Genomic DNA, 23,324 nt, shown 5'->3' on the forward strand with positions numbered 1-23,324 from the left:
TCACTTCCATTAATGAACAAGCCCACAAAACCCAACAAAGCCCTTCTGGTCATCGATATGCAAAAAGGCTCTTTTACCCCCAAAACCCCGCGTTTTGATACTGAGGGCGTGGTAGCCCGTATCAACACATTGGCAGAGATGTTTCGGCAAAAGGGTTGGCCTGTGGTGATCATACAGCACGATGGCACCGGAACGGGTGAGTTTGAAAAAAACAACTGGGATTGGGAGTTGTTGGACGAACTCCAAACCGAACCCCAAGACACCTTCCTGGACAAATATGCCAACGATGTCTTCTATAGATCCCAGCTACAAGAGTTATTGATGGCTTGGGGAACCCAAAAATTACTGATCACAGGCTGCGCCACCGACTTTTGTGTGGAGGCCACCGTGCAATCTGCCTTGGCCAAGGATTACAACATTACAGTGGTGGCAGATGGACATACCACGGGAGACCGACCCCATTTACCCGCTCAAAAGGTGATTGAACACTACAATTGGGTATGGCAAAACATGATTCCCACCAAAGGGAACATAGGGGTGGAGGATTTTGAGGCGGTTATCAAGAATATCGGTAGTACGGAAAGTGAAAATACAACCATTATTTAGCCATAATTTGATGCCCACCTTGCTATGACCAACACCTTTTCATTTGATTCCGAAGCCTACGATTTTTGGCCCTTGTACCATGTCATTCAAAAATACTATCCCATTGGTATCCCAAAAAATTACGGCGAAGGAATTCATAGGGAATATGAAGGTTATAAGGCGTTGGAACGTTTGCTCGTAGAAAACATTCACGATGAAAAGACCTGGAAAAGCAACTGGGTCTCCTTTACCAAAAAGTTGGGTTCGGAACTTGGAAAAAAGGCTTTTGGAACCACCTACGGGCAAGCACCCAGTTACAGTGCATATCTGCTACTGGATTGGGAAAAAGACGGCAACCGTTTCAATTCCAAGGAACTCCATTTTTCGGTGAGCTTGTTGGGCAACTATTTTCAGATCTATGGGATTGAAAAGACCCAACTGTCCTACGAGGACGAGGCCATGCCCTATCAAGTGGAGAATGTTAAGGAGATTATTGTATCTCCCGTGGATGATTTTAAAACCTATTTTGAGGCGGCTGAGGAAAAAATAAAGGAGCAATTCAAAGGGTATCGTTTGGTGCCTTTTTCCATTGGGCAAAGCATGATCAATGGATTGGAGGTATACCATTTGGATAAAGAAAACTGTACCGTTAACATGGCCTTGTTCAACGATTTTGTGGGCTATGGAGACCAAATTGTGGATGTGTATCTGCGAGGTGATCAAAATTATGGTATGGATTATTGGAAAAATAACTAAACCAAATTGTTGGAAACAATGTATCCAAATTAAATTTGACCAAAACATCCGAAACCCTTAGAAATACGATACAGGGAATTTCCCTATTTTTTTTCCACTGACCTTTGGTTTGGGACCTTCAAGTTTGTTCAGATTAAGGGAAATAATTCAGGAAAAAACCACCTATAACTTTGCGGTAACCCAGTATTTCTTGGATTATGCCTTCATTGCGGTCATACCTTTTGTGGAAATGGTTTAATTCACCAGAAAAGAATTAAAGTTTAGTACATTGACTTTGGATATTTTAACCATCCTTTTTTCAACACTTCTTACCTTTTGACTTAGACTTTATGTTTTGAAGTTAATCGGAAAACCTTCAAGTCTATTTACTTTGTTAAATCTATTGGGGTGGAGCCCATTTATATTTTCTGTTCTAATTTCAAGAATTGATGTTTGGTTTGCGCTATAATTATTTTTAAATACACGCACACCCTTGTTTAGCAGATACATTATTTTGAACTGTTCCAGTTTAAACCAAACCGTGATGTCCAAATTCCCATGAGGCAATTGGTTTTGTTTTTGTAAATTCCATATACATTTTAACTTTTAAATAAAATAACAGCACTAGCTTCCCAAAACTTTCATTTTTTAACCGGATTGGTTGAGGAAAAATGTATTTTACACAGGTAATAACGGATTATCGACAACCCTAATTGGAAAAATATTTTTAATTAAAATCAGAAATGAGTAAAAAAAGTGGAATCATCGTATTAATGTTAATAGGTATATTATTGACGTTTTATTTCTGGAACAAAGCAAGATCGAATAGTAGGGAAGAAGTTGATAAAATTAAGATAGGAATGGTAACTTTTCCTGGTTATGCCCCGCTCTATTTAGCCGAGGAAAAAGGGTTTTTTGAAAACGTTGATGTTCAACTAGTAAGAATTGAAGCCATAGGTGATTTGCGTTCTGCCATGAATAGCGGCAATATTGATATGTATATCGCTACACCTGACATTTTTCAGTCCACTCAGACTCAAGAACCCCCTGGAACAGGCTTTTTGGCGATTGACGAATCCTTCGGAGCTGATGGAATTGCAGTTACAAAGGATGTTAATTCAATGGCAGATTTAAAAGGTAAAAAGTTAGGTGCAGAGCCAGGATTCCCTCCATACTTTATACTTCAATATATGTTGAACGAGGATGGAATGACTTTATCCGATATTGATTTCAAAGACATTTCTTCACAGGATGCTGGTAACGCATTTGTTGCCAAACAATTGGATGCGGTCGGAACTTATGAGCCTTACCTATCAAAATCGGTGGAGCTAAGGGAAAATTCTAAAATTCTAATCTCAAGTTCAGATTTAAAGGGATTGATAGTAGATATAATATTCGCTAATGATGATTTAGCAAAGAACAAACCTGAAGTCCTAAAGGCGGTTGCTGATGGTTGGTTCAAAGCTGTTGAATACTATGAATCTAATAAGGATGAATCTATGTTAATAATGGCAAATGCTTTCGGTGTTTCAAAGGAAGAAATGATCGAAATAAAATCTGGATTATCTTGGTTGAATCTGGATGAGAACAAAAATTTATTTAAAAAGTCCAATGCCCACAATATCTATACAACATTTAATTTAGTCGGAGACATTCTGGAAAAGAATAATTCTAATGATGCCAGAGTTGATGCTGCAGATAAATTAACAACAAATATTATTAAACTTTACGAATAGTTGATGAAAAGAGTAAACTCGCCTTTTCTTGTTTCCTCAATTTTAATTGTTTTTTTGTGGGTATTATCAAAAAATTTAGGATGGATAAATGATTTGTTTCTTCCGACACCTAAGCAATTATTAACAGCTTTTGTTTCTCTTTTTAGCGAACACGATTTTCTTGATGATATAATCGCTTCTGTTCTAAGAGTTTTTTCTGCATTTTTCTTTTCTGCTATAATTGCAATTCCCTTGGCCCTACTAATGTTCAATAATAAAACACTTCGCCAAATCCTTGCCCCATACATTGATTTTATCCGGTATTTACCCGTTCCAGCATTGATTCCTTTAACGATACTTTTTTTTGGAATAGGTGAAACTGCCAAAATAGTGTTATTGTTTATTGGTACTTTTTTTCAGCTAATACTTCTTATTATTGACGATTTGGACGAAATTCCCAAAGAACATTTTTATCTAACCTATTCTTTAAAATTAAATGGATTTCAGGAAATGTGGTATATGTTTAGAAAAACATTGCCACAGATTTATGATAATTCGAGAATAACAATCGGCTGGTGTTGGACATATGTAATAATTGCAGAATTGGTTGCCTCTTCTAGCGGAATTGGTCACATGATAAAAGAAGCTCAGCGTTTTTCCAATACTCCAAATATGTATGCTGGAATTATTACAATGGGAATTATCGGTTTTGGAACCGACTTTCTATTTAAGAAGTTCTACCCTTCATTCTTTAGGTATAAAATGAAAGCTAAAATGTAATGATGATAGAAATTCAAGGATTAACCAAGCGTTTTGGCCAACTAGTTGTTTTTGAAAACTTCAACCTTTCGATCCGAAAAGGGGAAACAGTTGCCTTGGTTGGTCCAAGCGGGTGCGGAAAAACCACCCTATTAAATTGCGTCACTGGTTTAGACAAGAATTATGACGGTCAAATTCTGATAAATGGTCTAAACTCAAAGGAGTATTTACAGGAAAAAAGAATTTCTATAGTCCTTCAGAGATATTCTAATTTTGAATGGCAAACAATAAACGAAAATATACGCAGTGCCTTTGTTAACAGAAATATTACTAGTGAGGAACAAGAAAAAACTATCAATAATCTAATAGAAAGAACTGGGCTATTAGGATTCGAAAACAGTTACATCAATGAGCTCTCTGGCGGAATGCAACAAAGAGTTGCTGTTGCCAGAGCATTAGCTCAAAGCAATGAAATTCTAGCATTCGACGAACCTTTTGGCTCTTTGGACATCGAAAATAGGAGCTCTTTACAAATCCTGTTCAGAGAACAAATTACCAAAAAAAATCTTACAGCAATTTTCATTACTCACGATATTGAAGAAGCGATATTAGTCTCCGAACGGATTGCAATCCTCAAGAAAATCCCCTCCCTGGTAACTAAAATAATTGAAACAAATAATATTACAGATAAATACTCCCAAGAGTTCAATTCATTGAAAGAGGAGGTAGAAAAAACCTTAAAATTATGAGTACTCTAACTAAATCACTGATAAAAGATCTAAAAGCTAACTCAAAAGGAATTTTCACAATTGTCTTATTGCTATTGGGCCTAATAGTCAATAAGGTCATAAATGAGACCAAAACTGTTGAGGATATCGTTTTTATGGTATTCGCAACAATTGTAACTTTCGGGATCTACATATTGCAAATTTGGGTTCTTGGCGATTCAAAAAACAAAAAAATCGATGAGCTTGTCGGTTTTTATACAAGCAAACTTTCTGAAGCAAAGGATTGGTATTATTCACATGAACGTCTATCCCAAATTGAGAAAGAATACTGTAAAAAGAATATGGAAACAATTTGGGTAGCTTCGTCTAACCTTGATTATGAAACTAAGAAATCACCATTTTACGAAGCGATAAAAGACAACTTAAAAGAGGGAATTTCTTACTACTACATTATCCCTCAACGCAAACTTCCTGAATTAAAAAATAGAGTAAATTCATTGAGAAATTATTGCAAGAATACAAGTGGTAAAATTGAATTTATTGGATTGGAAGAAGATGGATTATTTCTCTTCCTTTCAAACATTGTTATTTATAACGATAAAAAAACAGGAGAACCGGAAGCATTCAAGGAATTACAAATTGATGAGAGGTTGGAAAATAGGGCTTGGGTAAAAATAAATGACAATAATCCAGATTTTAGTAGATTGATTTCAAAATTTGAAGAATCCATTAAAAACAAAATACGCTGATGGATGTAGAAGTTTACATAAAGGAATTAAAAAAATACAATTCAATAAATAGAGATGAAAACCCTTTTCATAAGACACTTAATTCTCTAGGGAAAATTCAATTACAAGCCGTATTGTTACAATATTCATATTTCCCTAAAAATATAGTGGCAATTTTAGTGTCAGCAACATATAACTTAAGTTTCAATGGTTGTTCAGAACTTTCTTCGGAGTTAATAAGAAACATTAACGAAGAACTTGGGGTATATTCAGAGGAAACTGCTTTGGCAATTCCTGAACCACATTATACAATTTTACGGAAGGCCCTTTTAGAAGGTTTAAATATTGAAATTGGTTGCTTACAACCGTCTGTAAGTACAGAAACGTTCATTAATAAGTTATTTGATTTTGTCAATCAAACTAATATAAATATAGCGTTAGGAGCTATTTTTGCTCTTGAAAGTTCAGCAATACCTGAATTGGAAATTGTTTTGGACATTGTTAAGAAACGATTTAGTATGGAAAATAGGGAAACTCCAAAATATCTGCTTGACTTCTTTCTTTTTCATATTAATGAAATAGAAATTGGTCACAGAGATAGGTTTTTTGAACTTTGCTCTATGTATTTGTCAACTAAAAAACAAAAGATTGAGTTTGAGTTAGGGTTTAAGAATGTTCTGAAAGAAATGGATAAATGGTGGTTTAACATGTATGAAGATATTGTTCATTCGAAGACAAATCTTGCCAAGGAGGACAGTATTCATTTTTAATATTAGCTTATATCTAAGTGTAACAATAGCGCTCTTTAAGGGGACAACTTGTAAAAATGGAATAATCGAATAGAGAACTTTGCCATCAAGTTTCTCACCCCCTCAAAACCCCAATAATCCCTCTTAGGGCAGTCACCACTTGCTGAACTTCCCTTTGGGTAAAGGCTTCTTGCTCCACATAAAACAGCATTTCTATCCCGAGATCTAGGACTTTGGCCAATTCGGCGGGGCCGCCATAGCCATCTTTTACCAATTCATTTAGTTGTGCCAACTGTTCTTCCGTCAACTTCATTGCATCATTTTCTTCGTCCAATATCCAAAATCTTTTTTGGTTCTCTAGCCCTATATATCGGCCCAAGTTATCCATACTTTTGGGTTTTAGGGTCATAACAAATTATGACTTTGCTTTTTTTGCACAGAACTTGAACTTAAAGAGCTTTTCAACTTTTAGACTTTCCTACCTTTAACCCCATCACCATTCCACCCATCAACATGCAAAACCTCTTACAGTCCATTTCCACCCGTGCCTATGTAAGCGTGCCGCTAAAAGAGGCCATCCAATCTTGTTTTGAGGTGGTGGAAACCCAAAAGGGCGAGAAAATATTGTTGGAAAACAGTCGCGCCAGTCACCTTTGGTTTATAGAAAAAGGCGCCCTTCACACCTATTACCACCACAACGGCAAACCCATTACCTCATGGTTCTATACCGAAAACCAATTTGTTACCGCCTGGTACAGTTTTTATGCCCAAAAGCCCAGTTTTGAGGAGGTGGAATGTCTGGAGGCCTGCGTGCTGTACCGCATCAGTTACTCCAACTACCAAAAACTTATTGCCGACTTTCCGGCCTTTGGCAACTTTGCCCGTTTGCTGGCCGAAGAAATGCTGGCCTTTTTGGACGAGTTCTCCAAAGGGTGGTCTTTCCTATCCGCCAAAGAAAAGTACCAATTGCTAAAGCAGAGCTTCCCACAGTTGGAGCTTCGGGTAAAATTGGGGCTGATTGCCTCCTTTTTGGGCGTTACCCAAGAGACCTTGAGCCGTATTCGCGCCCAAAAGTGATTTTTTTGATCTAGGTCAAAAGAACCCAAAAAAAGCCCCCCTACTTTTGTCCAAAACAATTAAACATGAAAAATTCGACCTTAGTTTTTAGGAGTTTGGGGATCATCATTTTCCTGGCCGGACTGGCCCATCTGTTCTCCTTTGGAGTGGATGTTAGCGATGACACCCCTACTCTCACCAGCGAAACCCCATCCGAACCCATGGAACAGGGCAAAGTGGCAACTCCTGCGGAGAACACGGAGACCGATTTCCTTACAGACCAATGGAAAGTGGCCTACAATACCGATGATTTTAAAGGGGCCATTATCTACAGTATTAAAAAGGAAGGGAAAGTGTACAACGCCTATACCCATCAATACGAAGATGAAAACGGCTATGCCGAAAAGGCCGAGGGCAGCAAGGCGCTGACCATCACTTCGTTTAACGGCAGCAAGGGCAAGGGCATCTACAACATTGAATATGAAGGGAAGCAATACGAAGTGGACTGCAAGATCGCCCAAGTGGACGAAAACACCTTTACCCTAAGCTACGACTACTACGGTTATGGCGATGTGGAAACCTGGAAAAGACACTAAGCATGATTGATTTTTTAGCTAAAAAACTGGATTGGTTGGATGTGCACCAATTGTTCTACATCTTCAACGACCTGAGTCTGTTTTACATTATTATACCCTTTTTTGTGCTGGAGCTGATTCGCTACGCCTACCTAAAAAGGCTGGACAAGGATTTGGTGCTGGACAGTATTGCCAACGTGATCACCTTTGGTGGCTTCTTTTTGGTGGAGGTTATTTTGGGCATCCTGGCCATTACCAAGGTGTACTATTGGGTCTATAACAACATTAGTCTGCCGCATTTGGAGCTCAATTGGGCCACGGTCATCTGCTGTGTGCTGCTTGCGGATTTTGCCTACTACTGGGAGCACCGCACCATGCACAGGATCGGGATTGGGTGGGCCACCCATACCGTGCACCACAGCTCACCGCATTTTAATATGTCCGTCGCCTACCGTTTTGGCCCGCTGGATGCCATTATGCCCGTTGTGTTTTCGCTTCCGATCGTAATGTTGGGCTTTGATCCCATTCTGGTGCTGTTGTCCGAAGTCTTTGTGCAGGTCTTTCAGACCTTGTTGCACACGGAGATTATTGGCAAGCTCACCAAACCCATTGAGTTTATCTTTAATACGCCATCGCACCACCGCGTGCACCACGGCTCCAACAGGCAGTATTGGGATAAGAACTACGCCGGGATACTGATTATTTGGGATAGGATGCTGGGCACTTTTGAGCCGGAAAAGGAAAAGGTGGTCTATGGTATTTCGCAACCCATAAACAGCGTAAACCCCATTGTGGTGTTCTTCCACGGCATTAGCCGCTTTGTGAAAAAATTGGGGCAGATCAAGGGCTTTTCCAACAAGTTGCTGGCTTTTTTAAAACCCCCGGATTGGATGCCCAAACAATAAGTATTTTTAAGCACATGAAACCGAACAATTTTATATTCGCCGACCTTTCCACTTACACGCCCAAAGAAACCATGGCCTTTTACGAAACTGTTTTTGGGTGGACGTATTACGAAGCTGATGGGTATTATTCGGCCTACAAGGGCAATAAAGAGATTTGCGGCCTATACGAAACCCCGGAAAAGTTTAAACAAATGCGGATGCCCCATTTTTGGATGTCCTACATTCAGGTGAACAGTGTGGAACGGACCGTGGAAAAAGCCCGGGAGTTGGGCGGCATCATCGAAATGGTGGACGAAAGCGAACTGGGCAAGGTAGCTTTGATTCGTGACCCTCAAGGGTCGGGCTTTACCGTTTACGAAGGTGACCAACTCACCCACACCCGCACCCTGAACGAGCCCGGTACTCTTATCTGGAACGAACTCCATGTGTCCAACGCAGCCAAGGTGATTCCTTTGTATAAGGGTATTTTTAATTGGACGTTTGAAGATCAGGTGCATAGCACTTATAACATCCAAAATCACCAAGGCGAACATATTGCCGACCTTATGGAAATGTCCAACGACGATAAGGGCAAGTACGAATATTGGGTCTGTACGTTTGGGGTTGAAAATCTTGATAAGACACGAGATAAAATCCTGAATCTGGGTGGTACTCTGGTTTCGGAAGAGGACTTCCGAATCTTGATGACGGATAATTCTGGGGAGGCGTTTTTTTACATACAGGGAATATAGGTTACTAGTGGTTTTCTTTTTGATCTTATAAAACTGTACTTTTCCTAAAGCAGACTAAGCCTATTCCGCATGGATTACACTACCATCCTGATCATTGTTGCCGTTGCCGTAGTATTAAAAAACTTGGTGCCCAAGCTGGTCAAATTTGGAGAACCAGTGAAATCCCCCAACAAAAGTGAATGGGATTATAAAGTGAAGTTTGCCAAGCTAAACAAAGAATTGTTCAACAAATCAAACCCAGAAGAAAAGGAAGAATTACTTTATTACTACACTCAAAAATTAAGACAAAAGGACAATCATGGTGAGACTTCGTTCCTGGAAATGCCCAAACCCTTACAAGTGGTCTACCTTATAAACGAACTGGAAGCCGAGGTGCAAAACGGAGGTTTTTTGCAGTTCTTCACCAATTCATCGGGGCAATTTGCCCAAGAAACCTTGGATGCGCTGGACCTGATTGGCGATACAGCAGCCAAGCAGCTTTTGGAGGAAGCCGTAGCATTAATAAATGAGCATAGCGGACTGATGCAAATCACCAAAACAAAACTGGAGGCTATGCACCTCCACGCAATTTTTGAGACTTCTGATTTATACGACAATGAGTCTTTAATGGAAGCTATGAATGAGTTGGATAGGAAGTTTTACGACCTTAAATCTAGCTACTCCAAGCTAAAAATGGCCTATTTTGAAAAACACAAAGAGGAGGTTTGGGAAAACAGGAAAAATAAACAATGATAACATTTTAGATGACAAAATATTTCAAGAGAAATTGGACAGAAACACGAGGGGACGAATTTGATTCATGGGGAACCTGTATTTACTACTTTGAAGTGGATGATGAAGGAATTCCAACTAAGCAAATGGAACTTTATGAAAATGGGAATAGACTAAGATACCATATAGAAAGGATATTTGATGACTATGGAAAATTAGGTGACCAACCTTTAGATTTAAAAGAATTTGGGAAATATAAAATTGGAAAAGACGAATTTGAAAGTGAATGGCAATAGGCAAATCCTAAAACAGAACACCAAGAAATAATTAACTTAATTTCTGATTATTTAGCCAACAACTACTCTTTGAGGTTCGGGCAAGCCCTTTTTAATTTGGGGATTAATGAATTCGCGAACAAAACTAATCCGGAAAAGGAGAATTACAGACTCAGAGACATTTATAATGATCAGGATAAAGCAATCTTGGAAAGAATTAAATCACAACTTGAATGGTTCGAGGAACAAAAGAAAAAATGATTACTGTAACAGATGCATAAACTTTGTTACCTATAATTAACTAAAAACTATACGCAGCATGCGCAACCTCAAGGAAGGCACTTATTTTGGAGAGTATCTGGATTCACGGGAGAACGAGCTCTTTAAGCTTAGCTTAACCGCTTATTCCCCGGATAGCGTTTTGGAAGATCATTACCACGACAACAGTTATGTCAGCGTATTGACCTCGGGCTGTTATCTGGAAAACATTAATGGTTCAACCCAATTGGTGCAAGCTTCGGATGTGCTGTTCCGGCCTACTTCTTGGTGCCATCAAAACACCTTTTTGGAAGATTCCGCCACCTGTTTCAATATCGAGTTTAAAAAAGGGTGGCAAGAACGGCTGGACTTGGATGTCGAACTACCGAACACCCATATCCATTTCAATAAAACGGCCTTCCCATCGCTCTATAAACTGCTGTTGAATTTTAAAATCGATTACGATGCCGACCTCAGCACAGAATTGATCTTGGATTGGCTGTATACCATCGGCCCGTACCCCATGAAAAACATCACTAAATCCTGGGTACAAAAAGTGGAGCGGATTATAAAACACGAGCTAACCGAATTCCATTCCTTAAAATCCTTGGCAGAACGTATCCATGTGCATCCGGTTTATATGGCCCGAATCTTTAAGGCAGAAAAGGGAATCACCATTGGGGAATTTCAACTCAAATCCAAATTACATAACGCGGTGTATCTACTATCCAGCACCCAACAGTCCATCTCAGATATCTCGTTTGCCAACGGCTTTTTTGACGATGCTCACTTTATACGATCTTTTAAGATGGCCTACGGGATTTCACCCAACCGTTTCCGGAAAATCCTAAATAGTTAATCTGGTACAATTTCTTAAGCTGATTGCGGTTGATTTTTGTGCTATCAATCAAATCACGAAAAATGTCTACAAGAAATAGAACCCTTAGCACCCTTCTTATGCTCCTGTTTGTTGGAGCAGCGGCGCAACCAAAACAGAAAACCCTCCCTTATGATCAAATCTATGCCTATGGCATGGATGCTGACGTCTCCCCTATTTTCCCTTTGTTGGGAGTAGATGGATTGAATGCCAAAGACCAAAAATTTAAATCGGATTTTGAAGCCCGTTTCAAGGGTGAATCCGATTTGGAAATATCACCACCTGAATCGGAAATGGAAACCTTGATTTCCCACTTCAAAAGCTATTGGAGAAAATCCCTCTTAGACCCTAGTGGCAACTTTGAGCGGGATTTGGGAGGTAACGTGGTTCCCTTCCTAATGAAAAACTATCCACCCGTTCGTGGTAAAAAAGTGACCCGCGACAGTTTGGGCTATTTTCTTCGGGATTACATCCATGCGAAAGGGTTTTATACTACTGATGAAGTCACCTACCAAGGTCGCCTCATAGATCTCATGGTTTGGAAAAAACAAACCCCAAAAGTCTATCAAGTGGATTTGGGCAAAGGTGAAATGCAAGAAGTAACCGTATATTTTTTGGAGGACTTTGCCACCTTGGGTTGGATGGAATATGCCACCCTGGGAGCCCATCATCCAGGGGGCTGGACGGAAGAGGAAGGTATTTATTGTGTGAAAAAAGCCTACGATGTGGAAAGCGAAAATTTCAAGATCAGTTATTTGGGCCATGAAGCCAGACATTTTGCGGACAAGAAAATCTGGCCAGATTTAAAATCCGCCGATTTGGAATACCGGGCAAAACTCACCGAATTGAGCTTGGCCCAAGACACCCTATTTGATTTGATTACCTTTTTCGCGGAAAATGCAAACAAGGATAGCGAGAATGGACACCAGATTGCAAACTATTGTGTGATCAGGGATTTATCACAAAAACTGTTCAAATCGGATTTTGAGGCTTCTCGGAATAAATGGGAAAAGATTGGTCTTAAGAAAATCAATAAGGCTGCAGGGCGGTTGCTGAAGAAAAATAACAAGGAATTAAAATCCATTGGAAAGGAAGCGCAATCACTGATTGAGGTTTAGTATAAATTTCTTAGGACTTTTGGTTAACTTACAATGGTAAAGTCCCTTGACTTTCACCATTTACCAATAGCCAAATGAATCTCAATATTCTAGATCAACCGTACACTCTTAACCAAGACCAACTCGATTTTTACAAGCAAAACGCCTTTATAAAAATCAAAGAGGTTTTACCTCCAGAGGTACTGGCCTATTTCAATACAGTGATTTCTGCCAAGGTGGAAGAACAGAATACCCAGTCCACACCTTTGGAGGATCGCGATACCTATGGCAAGGCTTTTTTGCAAATTTTCAATCTGTGGACCTTGGACGAGGAAATCAAAAAACTGGTTTGTTGTAAACGTCTAGCACAATTGGCGGCTGACCTTATGGAAGTGAACGGGGTTCGCATGTACCATGATCAGGCACTATTTAAAGAAGGTGGCGGTGGGATTACCCCTTGGCATGCCGATCAATATTATTGGCCCTTATCCACGGATAGGGTCATTACGGCCTGGATTCCCTTGCAAGCTGTGCCAGCAGAAATGGGTCCGTTGGAATTTGCCGCAGGTAGTCAGGATATCTTAACAGGACGGGATTTATCCATCAGCGATGAAAGCGAAACCTTGATCGGAGAAAAGCTCCGTTTAACGGATTGTCCTAAAATTTCCGAACCTTTTGATATTGGAGAAGTCAGTTTTCATTCCGGATGGATTTTCCACCGAGCGGGACCCAATACCACCAACCGGACAAGAAAAGTGATGACCTCCATTTATATGGACAAGGACATGCTCCTGAAAAAACCAGAAAACGATGGCCAAATCAACGATTGTGAAACCTGGTGTCCTGGTGTGGAGATTGGTTCAGTCATCGACTCCCAAATAAATCCGATATTGTTTGAACGGTAAAAAAGTTTAGTTTAGAGCAACTTCGTTAAATTTTTCAACCTCATTTATATTTGTTAACCAATTGGTTAACTTTTGGATTAAAATTAAAAAATGTATCAATTTGAAGATGTTCTAATACAGAAATATGGGAAAAAAGGAACTCCTGCCAGAGATCAATTTGATTCGGACTCCCTAGCCTTCCGTTTGGGAGTCATGCTCAAAGAAGCCCGCAAGGAGGCCAAGCTTACCCAAGAGGAATTAGCAGTAAGAACAGGAACCAAAAAAAGCTATATTTCCAGAATTGAACGAGGCCAATCTGACATCCAAATTTCCACATACCATAAACTCATTGAAATTGGATTGGGAAGACCCTTGCATATTTCCATCGGAAGATAACCAACAACCCCACACTAGCTTTTCATACCAAACGCATGCACAACTTCGAACACCAGGCCATGGCCACCCGCTTTCTTCTTACCATTTCCGGAGAAGAAGCAAATTACGCCCAAAATGTAGCCCAACGCTGCTTTCAACGCTTGGATGAGTTGGAGGAAATCCTGAGTCGGTTTGTGGCCGGCAGTGACATCAGTCGCATCAACAAACTAAAGGCCGATGCCCAATTGGCCTTGGAGCACGAGACCTGGGACGTGATCAAACAAGCCATCCAAGTACAGCAATGGACGCAAGGCACCTTTGATATTGGAGTGGCGGAACACATGAACATTTTCCGGGCTGCCAAAGAGGGTATCCTCAACGAGTTTGAAATGACCAATGCCTTGGAAAAGGCCCAAGAGGAAAAATTAAAGGCAAGCCTTTATGTAGACCCGGAAAAACCTTATTTCTACTGTATTCAACCGGGGATGCTTTTTGATCTAGGGGGTATAGGAAAAGGCTATGCCTTAGATCAATTGGCCTTATTACTTCAGGAAATGGAGGTTGAAAATTACAGCATCAGCGCCGGAGACAGTACACTACTCACTCAAGGTTCCCCTGAAGATGCCGAGCACTGGAGTCATTCCATAGCTTCCTCAGAGGAACAAAAAGAACTGCAATTAAAGAATATTGCGGTCAGTGCTTCGGGCACCTTTCATCAAGGCAACCACATTTTTGACCCTAGAACGGGCAAAAACACCGGGGTTTCCGAATTTGACCGTATCTGGGTGGCTTGCAAAAAGGCCGCATATTCCGATGCATTTTCCACCGGACTATATCTGCATTCCGTTAACGAAATTGAAAATATTGTTAAAAATGTGCAAGAAATAGCATGGGTGGTCTATAGCCAAGGTGGAAAGCTCTTTTCCATTGATTGAAAAAATGTACATTTGGACAGCTAGCCACAATCGAACATCAAACTAACATCGGAACTTAACTAACAAAAATTGCAATGAGTACTTCGAACAAAACGGACAGACGGAACTTTATTAAAACCTCTACCCTATTCGGAACCGGGCTAATGCTCGCCAACCCCTTTAGCATTACCGCCAACCCACTTAAGGTTGGGGATAAGGTAAATGTGGGTGTTGTGGGCTGTGGAGGCCGAGGTGGTGGTGTCATCTTCAGGAACATTCCCAAAATACCGAGTGCCAACTTGGTAGCGGTATGCGATATTGTGGAAAGTCGTCGTGAAAATGCCAAAAATAGGTTCAATAGTCAGTATGGAACCAAGGTAAAGGCGTACGAGAATTTTTATGAAATGTTGGAAAAAGAAAATCTGGATGCCGTGGTTTTAACCACCCCTGATTTCTGGCATATGCAACATGCGGTGGACGCCTTGGAAGCGGGTATCCATGTATACTGCGAAAAAGCTATGTCCAACAATATGAAGGACGCCCGAAAAATGGCAGAAGCCATGAAAAGAACGGGCAAATTGCTCCAGATTGGACGTCAACGCAGAAGTGATGACCGTTACCGATTTACCCACCAAATATTGTTGGAAAAAGAGCAAATGTTCGGCAGATTGACCCACGCCGTTGGTCAGTGGAACCGATCCCAAATTTGGACTCAGCAACCGAATAAAAAAGACAACCTTGACCTCAACAAGCTCAAGCAATACGGTTTTGATACAGTAGACCAAGTCTACAACTGGCGTAACTATAAAAAATTGGGTGGCGGGGTTGTATCCGATTTGGGATCACACCAGATAGACATCTTCAACTGGTTCTTTGGTGCTTATCCACATACGGTCTATGCCGCAGGAAACAATTCGTATTTTAATCTTGAGCAGGCCGATACCATGGCCACCATTTTGGAATACGATACCCCAAAAGGACCTGCCATTGGTATTTATGAGAACATCTCCAACTCCAGAGCAATTGGGGTTTATGAACGTTTTATTGGGGATGATGGAGCCTTTATTATTTCGCAAGGTAAAGACAACAAGATTTTCCGAGAATCCCGTGTAGAAGCCAAACAATGGCAAGAATATATAGACGCTGGATATATCACCAACCTTGCCGATATGCAGAAATACAAGGAAAAGGAATCTGGAGATTCCGGCATCAAGGAAACTGCACCGCAGATCAGCTACGATATCAATGAAATGAAGGATATGGACAAGGTGTACAATTTGGCCAGCCATACAGCCCACTTGTACAACTTCATCGAGTCGGTACGGGAAGAGGAAAAATTGAACTATGATGCCATCACCTCATACAAATCTGAAGTTTGTATCTATAAAATCCACGAGGCCATCAATGCCGGTGGGGAGCGCATCAAGATCAAGGCCAAGGAATACGAGGTGTAGGCTTCACTCCTTTGGACCACGGTCCAGAAGCATTTCAAAAAAACAAAAACACCCAGACTTTCGTCTGGGTGCCTTTTTGGAAACAAGTAAAGCAAATAATTTTCTTTTTCTATATCAGTTTCTTGTCACCGTAATGCTGTTGGAAAGGGCATAGAATCCTTCTAAGTCAGCAACATTTTTTCCAGCTTCCAAACCTACAAGTCCATCCTCGAAAGTAGCGTGCCAGATAAGGCAAACCCCAGAACCAGCGGCATCAAAATCAACCCCCTCCACGGCATCCAGAGTTGGGGGAAGTCCCAGAATATTATTTTCATCATCCGTGATCACATAGGTTTGGTTCGTCCCAGTCAATTCCGAGTCATCCAAAGTGATTCCACTTACCATATCAGGGGTACCATCCACATCAAAGGTGAAAGGTCCACCAGATATAGTTCCGGCGTTAAGGCCATTTCGGGTTACGGTAATGGAATTGGAAAGGGCGTAGAATCCTTCCAAATCGGAAACATTGTAACCGGCCTCCAGGTTCATCAAGCCTTCCTCGTAAGTAATATGCCAGATTAGGCAAGTTCCCACACCAGCACCATCAAAATCCACGCCTTCTACCGCATCGATCGTTGGAGGTAAGCCCAAAATGTTGTTTTCATCATCTGTGATTACCCAACGTTGCTTTGAACCAGTCAATTCAGCATCATCCAAGGTAATTCCACTAACCATGTCAGGGTTTCCGTCCACCGTTATGGTAAAGGGTCCACCGCCAATGGTACCTGCGTTTAATCCGTTTCTTGTAACCGTAATGGAATTGGAAAGGGCGTAGAATCCTTCCAAATCGGAAACATTATAACCGGCCTCCAAGTTCATCAAACCGTCTTCGTAAGTGATATGCCAGATCAAGCAAGTTCCAACACCGGCACCATCAAAATCCACACCTTCAACTGCCTCTATTGTTGGAGGCAAGCCCAAAATATTGTTTTCATCATCGGTGATCACCCAACGTTGCTTGGAACCGGTCAATTCAGCATCATCCAAGGTAATTCCACTGACCATGTCAGGAGTTCCGTCCACTAGAATCGTGTAGGGTCCGCCACCGATAGTTCCCGCGTTCAATCCATTTCTGGTAACGGTGATCCTGTTGGAAAGCGCATAGGCCCCGCTAAATCCATCAAGGTTCATCCCAGCTTCCAATCCGGTAAGGCCGTCCTCATAGGTTAAATGATAAACAAAGCATACGCCTACGCCAGCACCATCAAAATTTACCCCTTCAAGGGCTTCAATGGTAGGTGGCAATCCTAAAATATTGCGCTCATCATCTGTAATTACATAGGTTTGGTTGGTACCGTTCAATTCCGAATCGTCCAAACTAACCCCAGAAATCATGTCCGGAGTTCCGTCTACCAATATGGTATAGGGGCCTCCTGAAAGAGTACCTGCATTAAGTCCATTACGGGTAACGACTATTCGATTGGATAAATCGTGATCCCCAACAAGATTGTCCAAGTTTGTCCCTGGCTCCAATCCAGTTAAACCGTCTTCATATACCAAATGGTAAACAAAGCAAGTTCCAACTCCAGCTGCATCGAAATCCACGCCTTCCAAATCGGCAAGGGTGGGCGGCACGCCCAAAATGTTTCTAGAATCGTCTGTTACGACATAGGTACGGTTGCTACCAACCACATCGCTGGCATCCAAAGTTACGCCGGAAATCATATCCGGGATTCCATCAACAGTAATGGTAAAAGGTCCACCCGAAAGCGTTCCCGCTTCAAGTACAATGGGCTCATCGTCGGAATCGTTGCTACATCCCACGGCAAGAATTGCGATACCCAAGAGTATCCATAATGATTTTAAGTTGCTCATTTTACGTGTTTTTTTATTTGCAACACAAATGAAGTGGGAAGTTGTTGCAGAAGTATCACATAAAAATCAAAATTATTTATGCTCTGATTTTCAGGTATTTATAATAAAAAAGCTTGGATTTTGTAAAGATTTCGCCCAAAAACTGACTTTTTAGAGAATATTCCATCAATTTTTTAATGGAAAGGTGAACTTTCCGTGATACTTTACCCTTTAATTCGTATATCATGAAAAAAGTGTTGATTGTAGAGGATGATATCGAAATCATTCGTTTGTTGGAAATCCACCTGAAGGATTTAGGTTGTCAGGTGCTTTCCGCAATTCGGGGAGACATTGGACTGCAAAAAGCGCTAAAGGAAGATCCAGACCTGATTATTTTGGATGTTATGCTTCCTGGGATGGATGGGGTCGAAATCTGTCAAAAAATCCGTGCCGACAATATTACAACACCGATAATGATGCTCACCGCACGTTCCGAAGAAATTGACAAAGTATTGGGACTTGAGGTTGGGGCCGATGACTACCTCACCAAACCCTTTAGTGTACGCGAGTTTATTGCAAGGGTAAAAGCCATTTTCAGGCGTCAAAAAATGGACGTTGTGGAAACATCTGGCGAAAAAAATCCAAAACTGATGCAGTTTGATGTACTGTCCATCGATATTGATATGCGTAAAGTGCTTTTGGACGGGAAAAAGGTGGAGCTTTCCCCTAAAGAATTCGAACTCTTGGTGTTGCTATCCTCTAATCCTGGGAAAAGTTATGATCGGGGCAAGTTGCTCAATATGATATGGGGCTACGATTTTAAAGGTTATGAGCACACGGTGAACTCCCATATTAATCGCCTCCGCTCCAAGATTGAACCCGATATGAGCAATCCCAAATTCATCCTAACCACTTGGGGGGTGGGTTATAAATTCAACGAAGAACTTTTGGAAACCCAAGCCAATCATTGACCATGAAAAACAGTATTCTTTCCGTTCGATTCATTCTAAAATTGACCCTCTCTTTTTTGGCCATTCTCTTGTTGGCGGGGATAGGGTACACTATTACCTCCATCTACCTTTCCAATAAATATTTCTACGAGACCACCCAGCGCTTGCATGCGAATTTGGCCCAAGACCTTATCGAGGAAAAGTTTAGGGATACCCAACCCTTCGACTCCATAGGTAATGTAAACAAGGCTTTGTTTGGGGATATTATGCACGATATGATGGCGGTAAACCGGGCCATCGAGGTGTATTTATTGGATTTGGAAGGAAATGTGCGGTATTCCGTGGTATTGGATCACGATGCTCCTGAAACTAAGGAGAAACAGGTGAACTTAGCCCCTATCCAACAATTTATTACGGAGAGTGGAAGCAATTATGTTTTGGGTGATGACCCCAAGGATTTGACCAAGCAGACCATTTTTTCGGCAGCCCGGTTCAACAAGGATGGGCATGAAGGCTATATCTATATTATTTTGGCCGGGGAAGATTTTTTGGCGACCCGGAGTGATCTTTTCAACAGTTATTTTATGCGGCTTGGACTTGGTGGCTCCCTGCTTACCCTAATTTTCGCCACACTCCTGGGCGTACTGGCAATTTGGTACCTCACCCGCAGCCTCCGGAAAATTATCTATGCGGCCAAACGCTTTCAACAGGGGGATCTGGAATATCGGATAGAAAATGCCGAAAAAACCGATTTGTCCAATGTGGCAACTACCTATAACAGCATGGCGGATACCATTCTATCGGATATTGAAAAAATTAAATCCGTGGAACAGCTGCGCCAAGAACTGATTGCCAATATCTCGCACGACCTTAGAACACCACTTTCCATTATTCAAGGCTATATTGAAACACTGCACATGAAGGATTCCGAGCTTTCTTCCGAAGAACGGGGTGAATATCTGAGCATGGTATCCAAGAGTAGCGAACGACTCTCCAAATTGGTTTCACAGCTCTTTGAGTATTCTAAGTTAGAGGCCAACCAGATACAACCTGAAAAGGAACCTTTCCTGATCAGTGAACTGGCCAACGACATCCACCGAAACTATTCCTTGCTCGCCCAACAGAAAAATATCGATTTAAAATTGTCGATGGCCGATAATGTTCCCCTGGTATTTGCCGATATCTCGTTGGTGGAACGCGCCATCCAAAACTTGATGGACAATGCACTAAAGTTTACACCCGAAGATGGGGAGGTCACCGTAAAATTGGAATCCAAAGAAGATCATGTAGAGGTAACGATAAAAGATTCGGGTCCCGGGATAAAAAAGGACAATCAGGCATTGATTTTTGAACGCTACCGACAAACCAAAGCGGGGCAAGAAAAGGAAGGGGCTGGGCTTGGCCTTGCCATCGTAAAGAAAATCATGGAAATCCACGATAGTAGCATCAAGGTATTCAGCAAACCCAACGAAGGCACTACCTTCAGTTTTAGCTTACCCATTTACGCGGTTGGCTAAACCATTATTCGCTATCTTTAAGTAGAAAAGTCATTTATGCTTCTTATCGATTCCCTTTTGGATTTCTTTTTGGAAACCCGAAAAGCTTCCGAAACCATATGTGAACCCCTGGAAATTGAAGATTATGTGGTACAACCTGTGGTGGATGTAAGTCCCCCCAAATGGCATCTGGGCCATACCACCTGGTTTTTTGAGGAGTTTATCCTTAAACCCCATGCCAAGGGCTACAAGGAGTTTGACGCTGATTTTTCCTTTGTTTTCAATAGTTATTACGAGGCTGTTGGGAAACGGGTTGTGCGTTCGGATCGGGGTAATTTGTCCCGCCCTTCGGTAAATCGGGTGTATGCCTATCGGGAATATGTGACCGAGGGAATCAAAGCCTTGTTTTCCACTTCCCAAGAGGAAAGTTTGAATGCCCTCTTGGAAATGGGCATCCATCACGAAAAACAGCACCAAGAGCTGTTGCTTACCGATATCAAGTACATTCTAGGAAACAACCCGTTGCTTCCCATGTATTCCGATACGTTCATTGATCATCCCGTGGAAACCCATACGCAGGATTGGATAGCCATGGAGGAGGGTATATTCAGTATTGGACACAACTCCGACGCCTTTTGCTATGATAATGAGTTGGGCCAGCACAAGGTGTTTTTGCAACCCTATAAAATTTCTAACAAATTGGTGACCAATGGGGAGTTCATGGATTTTATTGAAGCCGGGGCCTATCAACGCTTTGACCTTTGGCATGCCGAGGGTTGGGATTGGGTAAATCTACAGCACATTAAAGCTCCTTTATATTGGCACCAAATCGAGGGTGAATGGTGGCATTATACCACCAAAGGGCTTCAAAAAGTTGATAACGACAAGCCTATAACACATATTTCGTATTTCGAGGCCTTTGCCTACGCACAATGGAAGGGGATGCGTTTGCCCACTGAATTTGAGTGGGAAGCGGCCCAGGAATTTTTCCCTTGGGGCAAGCGATGGGAGTGGACAGAAAGTGCCTATCTGCCCTACCCCAACTACCAAAAAGCGGAGGGCGCCTTGGGTGAATACAATGGTAAGTTCATGGTAAACCAGAAAGTACTGAGAGGGGGTTCGGTGGCCACGCCAGCTAAACATACCCGACACACTTATCGTAATTTCTTCCATCCACAGTTACGGTGGCAATTCACCGGATTAAGGTTGGCCCAATAACAACGACAAAGGTTTCATGCAAAAAAACCAAACCAAGACTTTTACCTCGGCTTTTGAGCAAGAAGTGTATGAAGGATTGACGAGCTTTCCCAAGCATTTATCGTCCAAATATTTTTACGACGAGATTGGGGATAAGCTCTTTCAAGATATTATGGCAATGCCCGAATATTATCTCACCAATCGGGAGTACGAAATCCTGGAAACCAACAAGACCTCAATTGCGGCACTTTTATCCCAAAATGGGGAGCCCTTTAGTCTGTTTGAACTAGGTGCGGGTGATGGGAAAAAGACCAAAATCTTACTTCGGTATTTGGTCAATAATGACTTTGATTTTGATTACCGACCCATCGATATTAGCCAAAATGCCCTAGATCAGTTAGAACAATCGTTGAAACAGGAGATTCCTCAACTTGAAATCAATACCCTTCAAGGCACCTATTTTGACACATTACGGGATATTGACAAGGTAAACGGCAGAAAAAAAGTGATTTTGTTTTTAGGGTCCAACATTGGAAACCTGCTTCACGAACCGGCCATAGAATTTTTGAAAAATCTAAGGGACTCCATCAATGAGGGGGATTTGATCCTGATGGGCTTTGATCAAAAAAAGAACCCCCAAACCATTTTGGATGCCTATAACGACAAAACGGGAATTACCGAGGCCTTCAATAAAAATATCCTAGCCAGAATAAATCGAGAACTCGATGGAAATTTTGTGCTGGACAACTTTTTACATTGGGAAGTATACGACCCAGAAACCGGAACGGCAAAGAGCTTTTTGGTATCCAAGGAGCACCAGGAGGTCAGTATTGAAAGTTTACAGCTACAAATACGTCTTAAAAAATGGGAAACCATCCACACGGAGATTTCCCAAAAGTATGATGATGCTACTGTAGAATGGCTTGCGGAGCAATCAGGGCTACAGATCGTAACCGAGTTTGCCGATAGCCAGAATCAGTACAAAAACTACGTATTTAAAAAATAAGACAATGAAAGCTATTTGGAACGATACCGTAATTGCGGAAAGTAATGACACCATTGTTATTGAGAACAATCATTATTTCCCAGCCGAAAGTATAAAAAAGGAGTATTTCAAAACCAGTAACACCCATACTACATGTCCTTGGAAGGGTGTGGCGTCGTATTACACCTTAGAGGTCGACGGCAAAGAAAATGTGGATGCAGCTTGGTACTACCCAGAAGTAAGTGAACTGGCCAAGACCATTAAGGGCAGGGTGGCGTTTTGGAAAGGGGTTTCCGTAGTTGAATAATGTGCCTTCCTGACACAAGATATCTAGAGCCAAGAAACAAGACAGAGTTTTGCTTCTTGGCTCTTCTATTTACTAAAGCTCTAGAACAGCGTTCTCTGCTCCTGCGTAATCGTTCCATTGGTAACGATCAGCAGCTTCATCATTGATGTAGGATCCGTCCACCAAGTATCTAAACTCAAAGGTGTTCTCTTGGGGTAGGTCAAAAGTTCCTTTGAACGTTCCGTTTTTCAATTTTTTCAAAGTACTCCCTTTAGGGTTCCAGTTGTTGAAGTCTCCAACAACAGCTACTTTCTTCGCTTCTTCTGCAGGCACGGTAAATGTAACTTTACAAACCGGCTTGCTTTTTAGGTATTGCTTTTTTATTGCCATGATATGCTTAATTTCTTGTTTAAAAACAAGACAAAGCAAACTATAAAACGGTTTACCTACAATAAGTTAGGGTCGA

General features: G+C 41.4%; 27 protein-coding genes. 24 read left to right on the forward strand and 3 right to left on the reverse strand.

Annotation, left to right across the window (positions count from 1 at the left end):
• The first annotated feature begins 12 nt into the window (after nt 1–12).
• The 7 genes from M3P07_RS16780 to M3P07_RS16810 all read left to right on the forward strand — a co-directional run bounded on the left by M3P07_RS16780 (nt 13) and on the right by M3P07_RS16810 (nt 6,020).
• The gene (locus M3P07_RS16780; RefSeq protein WP_249971085.1) at nt 13–606 is read left to right on the forward strand and encodes a cysteine hydrolase family protein; all 594 of its coding nucleotides are present in this window, start codon (nt 13–15) and stop codon (nt 604–606) included.
• Nucleotides 607–630: 24 nt separating this feature from the next.
• Nucleotides 631–1,341 carry a hypothetical protein gene (locus M3P07_RS16785; protein WP_249971086.1) on the forward strand — a complete coding sequence of 237 codons (711 nt, stop codon included), beginning with the start codon at nt 631–633 and terminating at the stop codon, nt 1,339–1,341.
• A 722-nt stretch (nt 1,342–2,063) separates the two neighbouring features.
• Complete coding sequence (locus M3P07_RS16790; protein WP_249971087.1) at nt 2,064–3,056, forward strand: ABC transporter substrate-binding protein; 993 nt, start codon at nt 2,064–2,066, stop codon at nt 3,054–3,056.
• A gap of 3 nt (nt 3,057–3,059) precedes the next feature.
• Nucleotides 3,060–3,815: an ABC transporter permease gene (locus M3P07_RS16795; RefSeq protein WP_249971088.1), complete on the forward strand. Its 756-nt coding sequence runs from the start codon at nt 3,060–3,062 to the stop codon at nt 3,813–3,815.
• Complete coding sequence (locus M3P07_RS16800) at nt 3,815–4,543, forward strand: ABC transporter ATP-binding protein (protein WP_249971089.1); 729 nt, start codon at nt 3,815–3,817, stop codon at nt 4,541–4,543. Before M3P07_RS16795 ends, M3P07_RS16800 begins: the two co-directional genes overlap by 1 nt.
• Nucleotides 4,540–5,271: a hypothetical protein gene (locus M3P07_RS16805; RefSeq protein WP_249971090.1), complete on the forward strand. Its 732-nt coding sequence runs from the start codon at nt 4,540–4,542 to the stop codon at nt 5,269–5,271. Before M3P07_RS16800 ends, M3P07_RS16805 begins: the two co-directional genes overlap by 4 nt.
• On the forward strand, nt 5,271–6,020 hold the full coding sequence (locus M3P07_RS16810; protein WP_249971091.1) for a DUF3865 domain-containing protein: 750 nt from the start codon (nt 5,271–5,273) through the stop codon (nt 6,018–6,020). Before M3P07_RS16805 ends, M3P07_RS16810 begins: the two co-directional genes overlap by 1 nt.
• A gap of 94 nt (nt 6,021–6,114) precedes the next feature.
• On the opposite strand, the gene M3P07_RS16815 is transcribed toward M3P07_RS16810, so the two are convergent.
• A complete protein-coding gene (locus tag M3P07_RS16815) occupies nt 6,115–6,387 on the reverse strand; it encodes a hypothetical protein (protein WP_249971092.1) in 273 nt (90 codons plus the stop codon).
• Between the two features lie 125 nt (nt 6,388–6,512).
• Between M3P07_RS16815 and M3P07_RS16820 the strand changes: the two genes are divergently transcribed.
• The 12 genes from M3P07_RS16820 to M3P07_RS16875 all read left to right on the forward strand — a co-directional run bounded on the left by M3P07_RS16820 (nt 6,513) and on the right by M3P07_RS16875 (nt 16,111).
• Nucleotides 6,513–7,076: a Crp/Fnr family transcriptional regulator gene (locus M3P07_RS16820; protein WP_249971093.1), complete on the forward strand. Its 564-nt coding sequence runs from the start codon at nt 6,513–6,515 to the stop codon at nt 7,074–7,076.
• Between the two features lie 65 nt (nt 7,077–7,141).
• Entirely contained in the window at nt 7,142–7,651 is a 510-nt protein-coding gene (locus tag M3P07_RS16825) for a hypothetical protein (RefSeq protein ID WP_249971094.1), read from the forward strand.
• 2 nt (nt 7,652–7,653) lie between these two features.
• Nucleotides 7,654–8,535, forward strand: coding sequence for a sterol desaturase family protein (locus M3P07_RS16830; protein WP_249971095.1), 882 nt, complete (start codon nt 7,654–7,656; stop codon nt 8,533–8,535).
• A gap of 14 nt (nt 8,536–8,549) precedes the next feature.
• Nucleotides 8,550–9,266, forward strand: coding sequence for a VOC family protein (locus M3P07_RS16835; RefSeq protein ID WP_249971096.1), 717 nt, complete (start codon nt 8,550–8,552; stop codon nt 9,264–9,266).
• Nucleotides 9,267–9,335: 69 nt separating this feature from the next.
• Complete coding sequence (locus M3P07_RS16840; RefSeq protein WP_249971097.1) at nt 9,336–9,998, forward strand: DMP19 family protein; 663 nt, start codon at nt 9,336–9,338, stop codon at nt 9,996–9,998.
• An 11-nt stretch (nt 9,999–10,009) separates the two neighbouring features.
• A complete protein-coding gene (locus tag M3P07_RS16845) occupies nt 10,010–10,273 on the forward strand; it encodes a hypothetical protein (RefSeq protein ID WP_249971098.1) in 264 nt (87 codons plus the stop codon).
• A gap of 298 nt (nt 10,274–10,571) precedes the next feature.
• Nucleotides 10,572–11,369, forward strand: a complete 798-nt coding sequence (locus M3P07_RS16850; RefSeq protein WP_249971099.1) for a helix-turn-helix domain-containing protein — start codon at nt 10,572–10,574, stop codon at nt 11,367–11,369.
• Nucleotides 11,370–11,431: 62 nt separating this feature from the next.
• On the forward strand, nt 11,432–12,505 hold the full coding sequence (locus M3P07_RS16855; RefSeq protein ID WP_249971100.1) for a hypothetical protein: 1,074 nt from the start codon (nt 11,432–11,434) through the stop codon (nt 12,503–12,505).
• Nucleotides 12,506–12,579: 74 nt separating this feature from the next.
• Nucleotides 12,580–13,389, forward strand: a complete 810-nt coding sequence (locus tag M3P07_RS16860; protein ID WP_249971101.1) for a phytanoyl-CoA dioxygenase family protein — start codon at nt 12,580–12,582, stop codon at nt 13,387–13,389.
• A 90-nt stretch (nt 13,390–13,479) separates the two neighbouring features.
• On the forward strand, nt 13,480–13,764 hold the full coding sequence (locus M3P07_RS16865) for a helix-turn-helix domain-containing protein (protein ID WP_249971102.1): 285 nt from the start codon (nt 13,480–13,482) through the stop codon (nt 13,762–13,764).
• Nucleotides 13,765–13,799: 35 nt separating this feature from the next.
• On the forward strand, nt 13,800–14,678 hold the full coding sequence (locus M3P07_RS16870; protein WP_249971103.1) for an FAD:protein FMN transferase: 879 nt from the start codon (nt 13,800–13,802) through the stop codon (nt 14,676–14,678).
• 74 nt (nt 14,679–14,752) lie between these two features.
• Nucleotides 14,753–16,111 (forward strand): Gfo/Idh/MocA family protein, encoded by a 1,359-nt coding sequence (locus tag M3P07_RS16875; protein WP_249971104.1) that lies wholly within the window; start codon nt 14,753–14,755, stop codon nt 16,109–16,111.
• Between the two features lie 114 nt (nt 16,112–16,225).
• Here the strand turns inward: M3P07_RS16875 and M3P07_RS16880 are convergent, their stop codons facing one another.
• Complete coding sequence (locus M3P07_RS16880) at nt 16,226–17,965, reverse strand: hypothetical protein (protein ID WP_249971105.1); 1,740 nt, start codon at nt 17,963–17,965, stop codon at nt 16,226–16,228.
• Between the two features lie 224 nt (nt 17,966–18,189).
• Between M3P07_RS16880 and M3P07_RS16885 the strand changes: the two genes are divergently transcribed.
• From M3P07_RS16885 to M3P07_RS16905, 5 genes are read left to right on the forward strand one after another with little or no spacing between them, the layout of a single operon-like run.
• Nucleotides 18,190–18,915, forward strand: coding sequence for a response regulator transcription factor (locus M3P07_RS16885; RefSeq protein WP_249971106.1), 726 nt, complete (start codon nt 18,190–18,192; stop codon nt 18,913–18,915).
• Nucleotides 18,916–18,917: 2 nt separating this feature from the next.
• Nucleotides 18,918–20,411, forward strand: a complete 1,494-nt coding sequence (locus M3P07_RS16890; protein ID WP_249971107.1) for a sensor histidine kinase — start codon at nt 18,918–18,920, stop codon at nt 20,409–20,411.
• A 36-nt stretch (nt 20,412–20,447) separates the two neighbouring features.
• Nucleotides 20,448–21,608: an ergothioneine biosynthesis protein EgtB gene (gene egtB, locus M3P07_RS16895; RefSeq protein ID WP_249971108.1), complete on the forward strand. Its 1,161-nt coding sequence runs from the start codon at nt 20,448–20,450 to the stop codon at nt 21,606–21,608.
• A gap of 16 nt (nt 21,609–21,624) precedes the next feature.
• On the forward strand, nt 21,625–22,593 hold the full coding sequence (locus M3P07_RS16900) for an L-histidine N(alpha)-methyltransferase (RefSeq protein ID WP_249971109.1): 969 nt from the start codon (nt 21,625–21,627) through the stop codon (nt 22,591–22,593).
• 4 nt (nt 22,594–22,597) lie between these two features.
• Nucleotides 22,598–22,879 carry a DUF427 domain-containing protein gene (locus M3P07_RS16905; protein WP_249971110.1) on the forward strand — a complete coding sequence of 94 codons (282 nt, stop codon included), beginning with the start codon at nt 22,598–22,600 and terminating at the stop codon, nt 22,877–22,879.
• 72 nt (nt 22,880–22,951) lie between these two features.
• Here the strand turns inward: M3P07_RS16905 and M3P07_RS16910 are convergent, their stop codons facing one another.
• The gene (locus tag M3P07_RS16910) at nt 22,952–23,248 is read right to left on the reverse strand and encodes an isoamylase early set domain-containing protein (protein ID WP_249971111.1); all 297 of its coding nucleotides are present in this window, start codon (nt 23,246–23,248) and stop codon (nt 22,952–22,954) included.
• Between the last annotated feature and the right edge of the window lie 76 nt (nt 23,249–23,324).

The organism is Flagellimonas myxillae (genome assembly GCF_023502235.1).
GTDB classification, from domain to species: Bacteria; Bacteroidota; Bacteroidia; order Flavobacteriales; family Flavobacteriaceae; genus Flagellimonas; species Flagellimonas myxillae.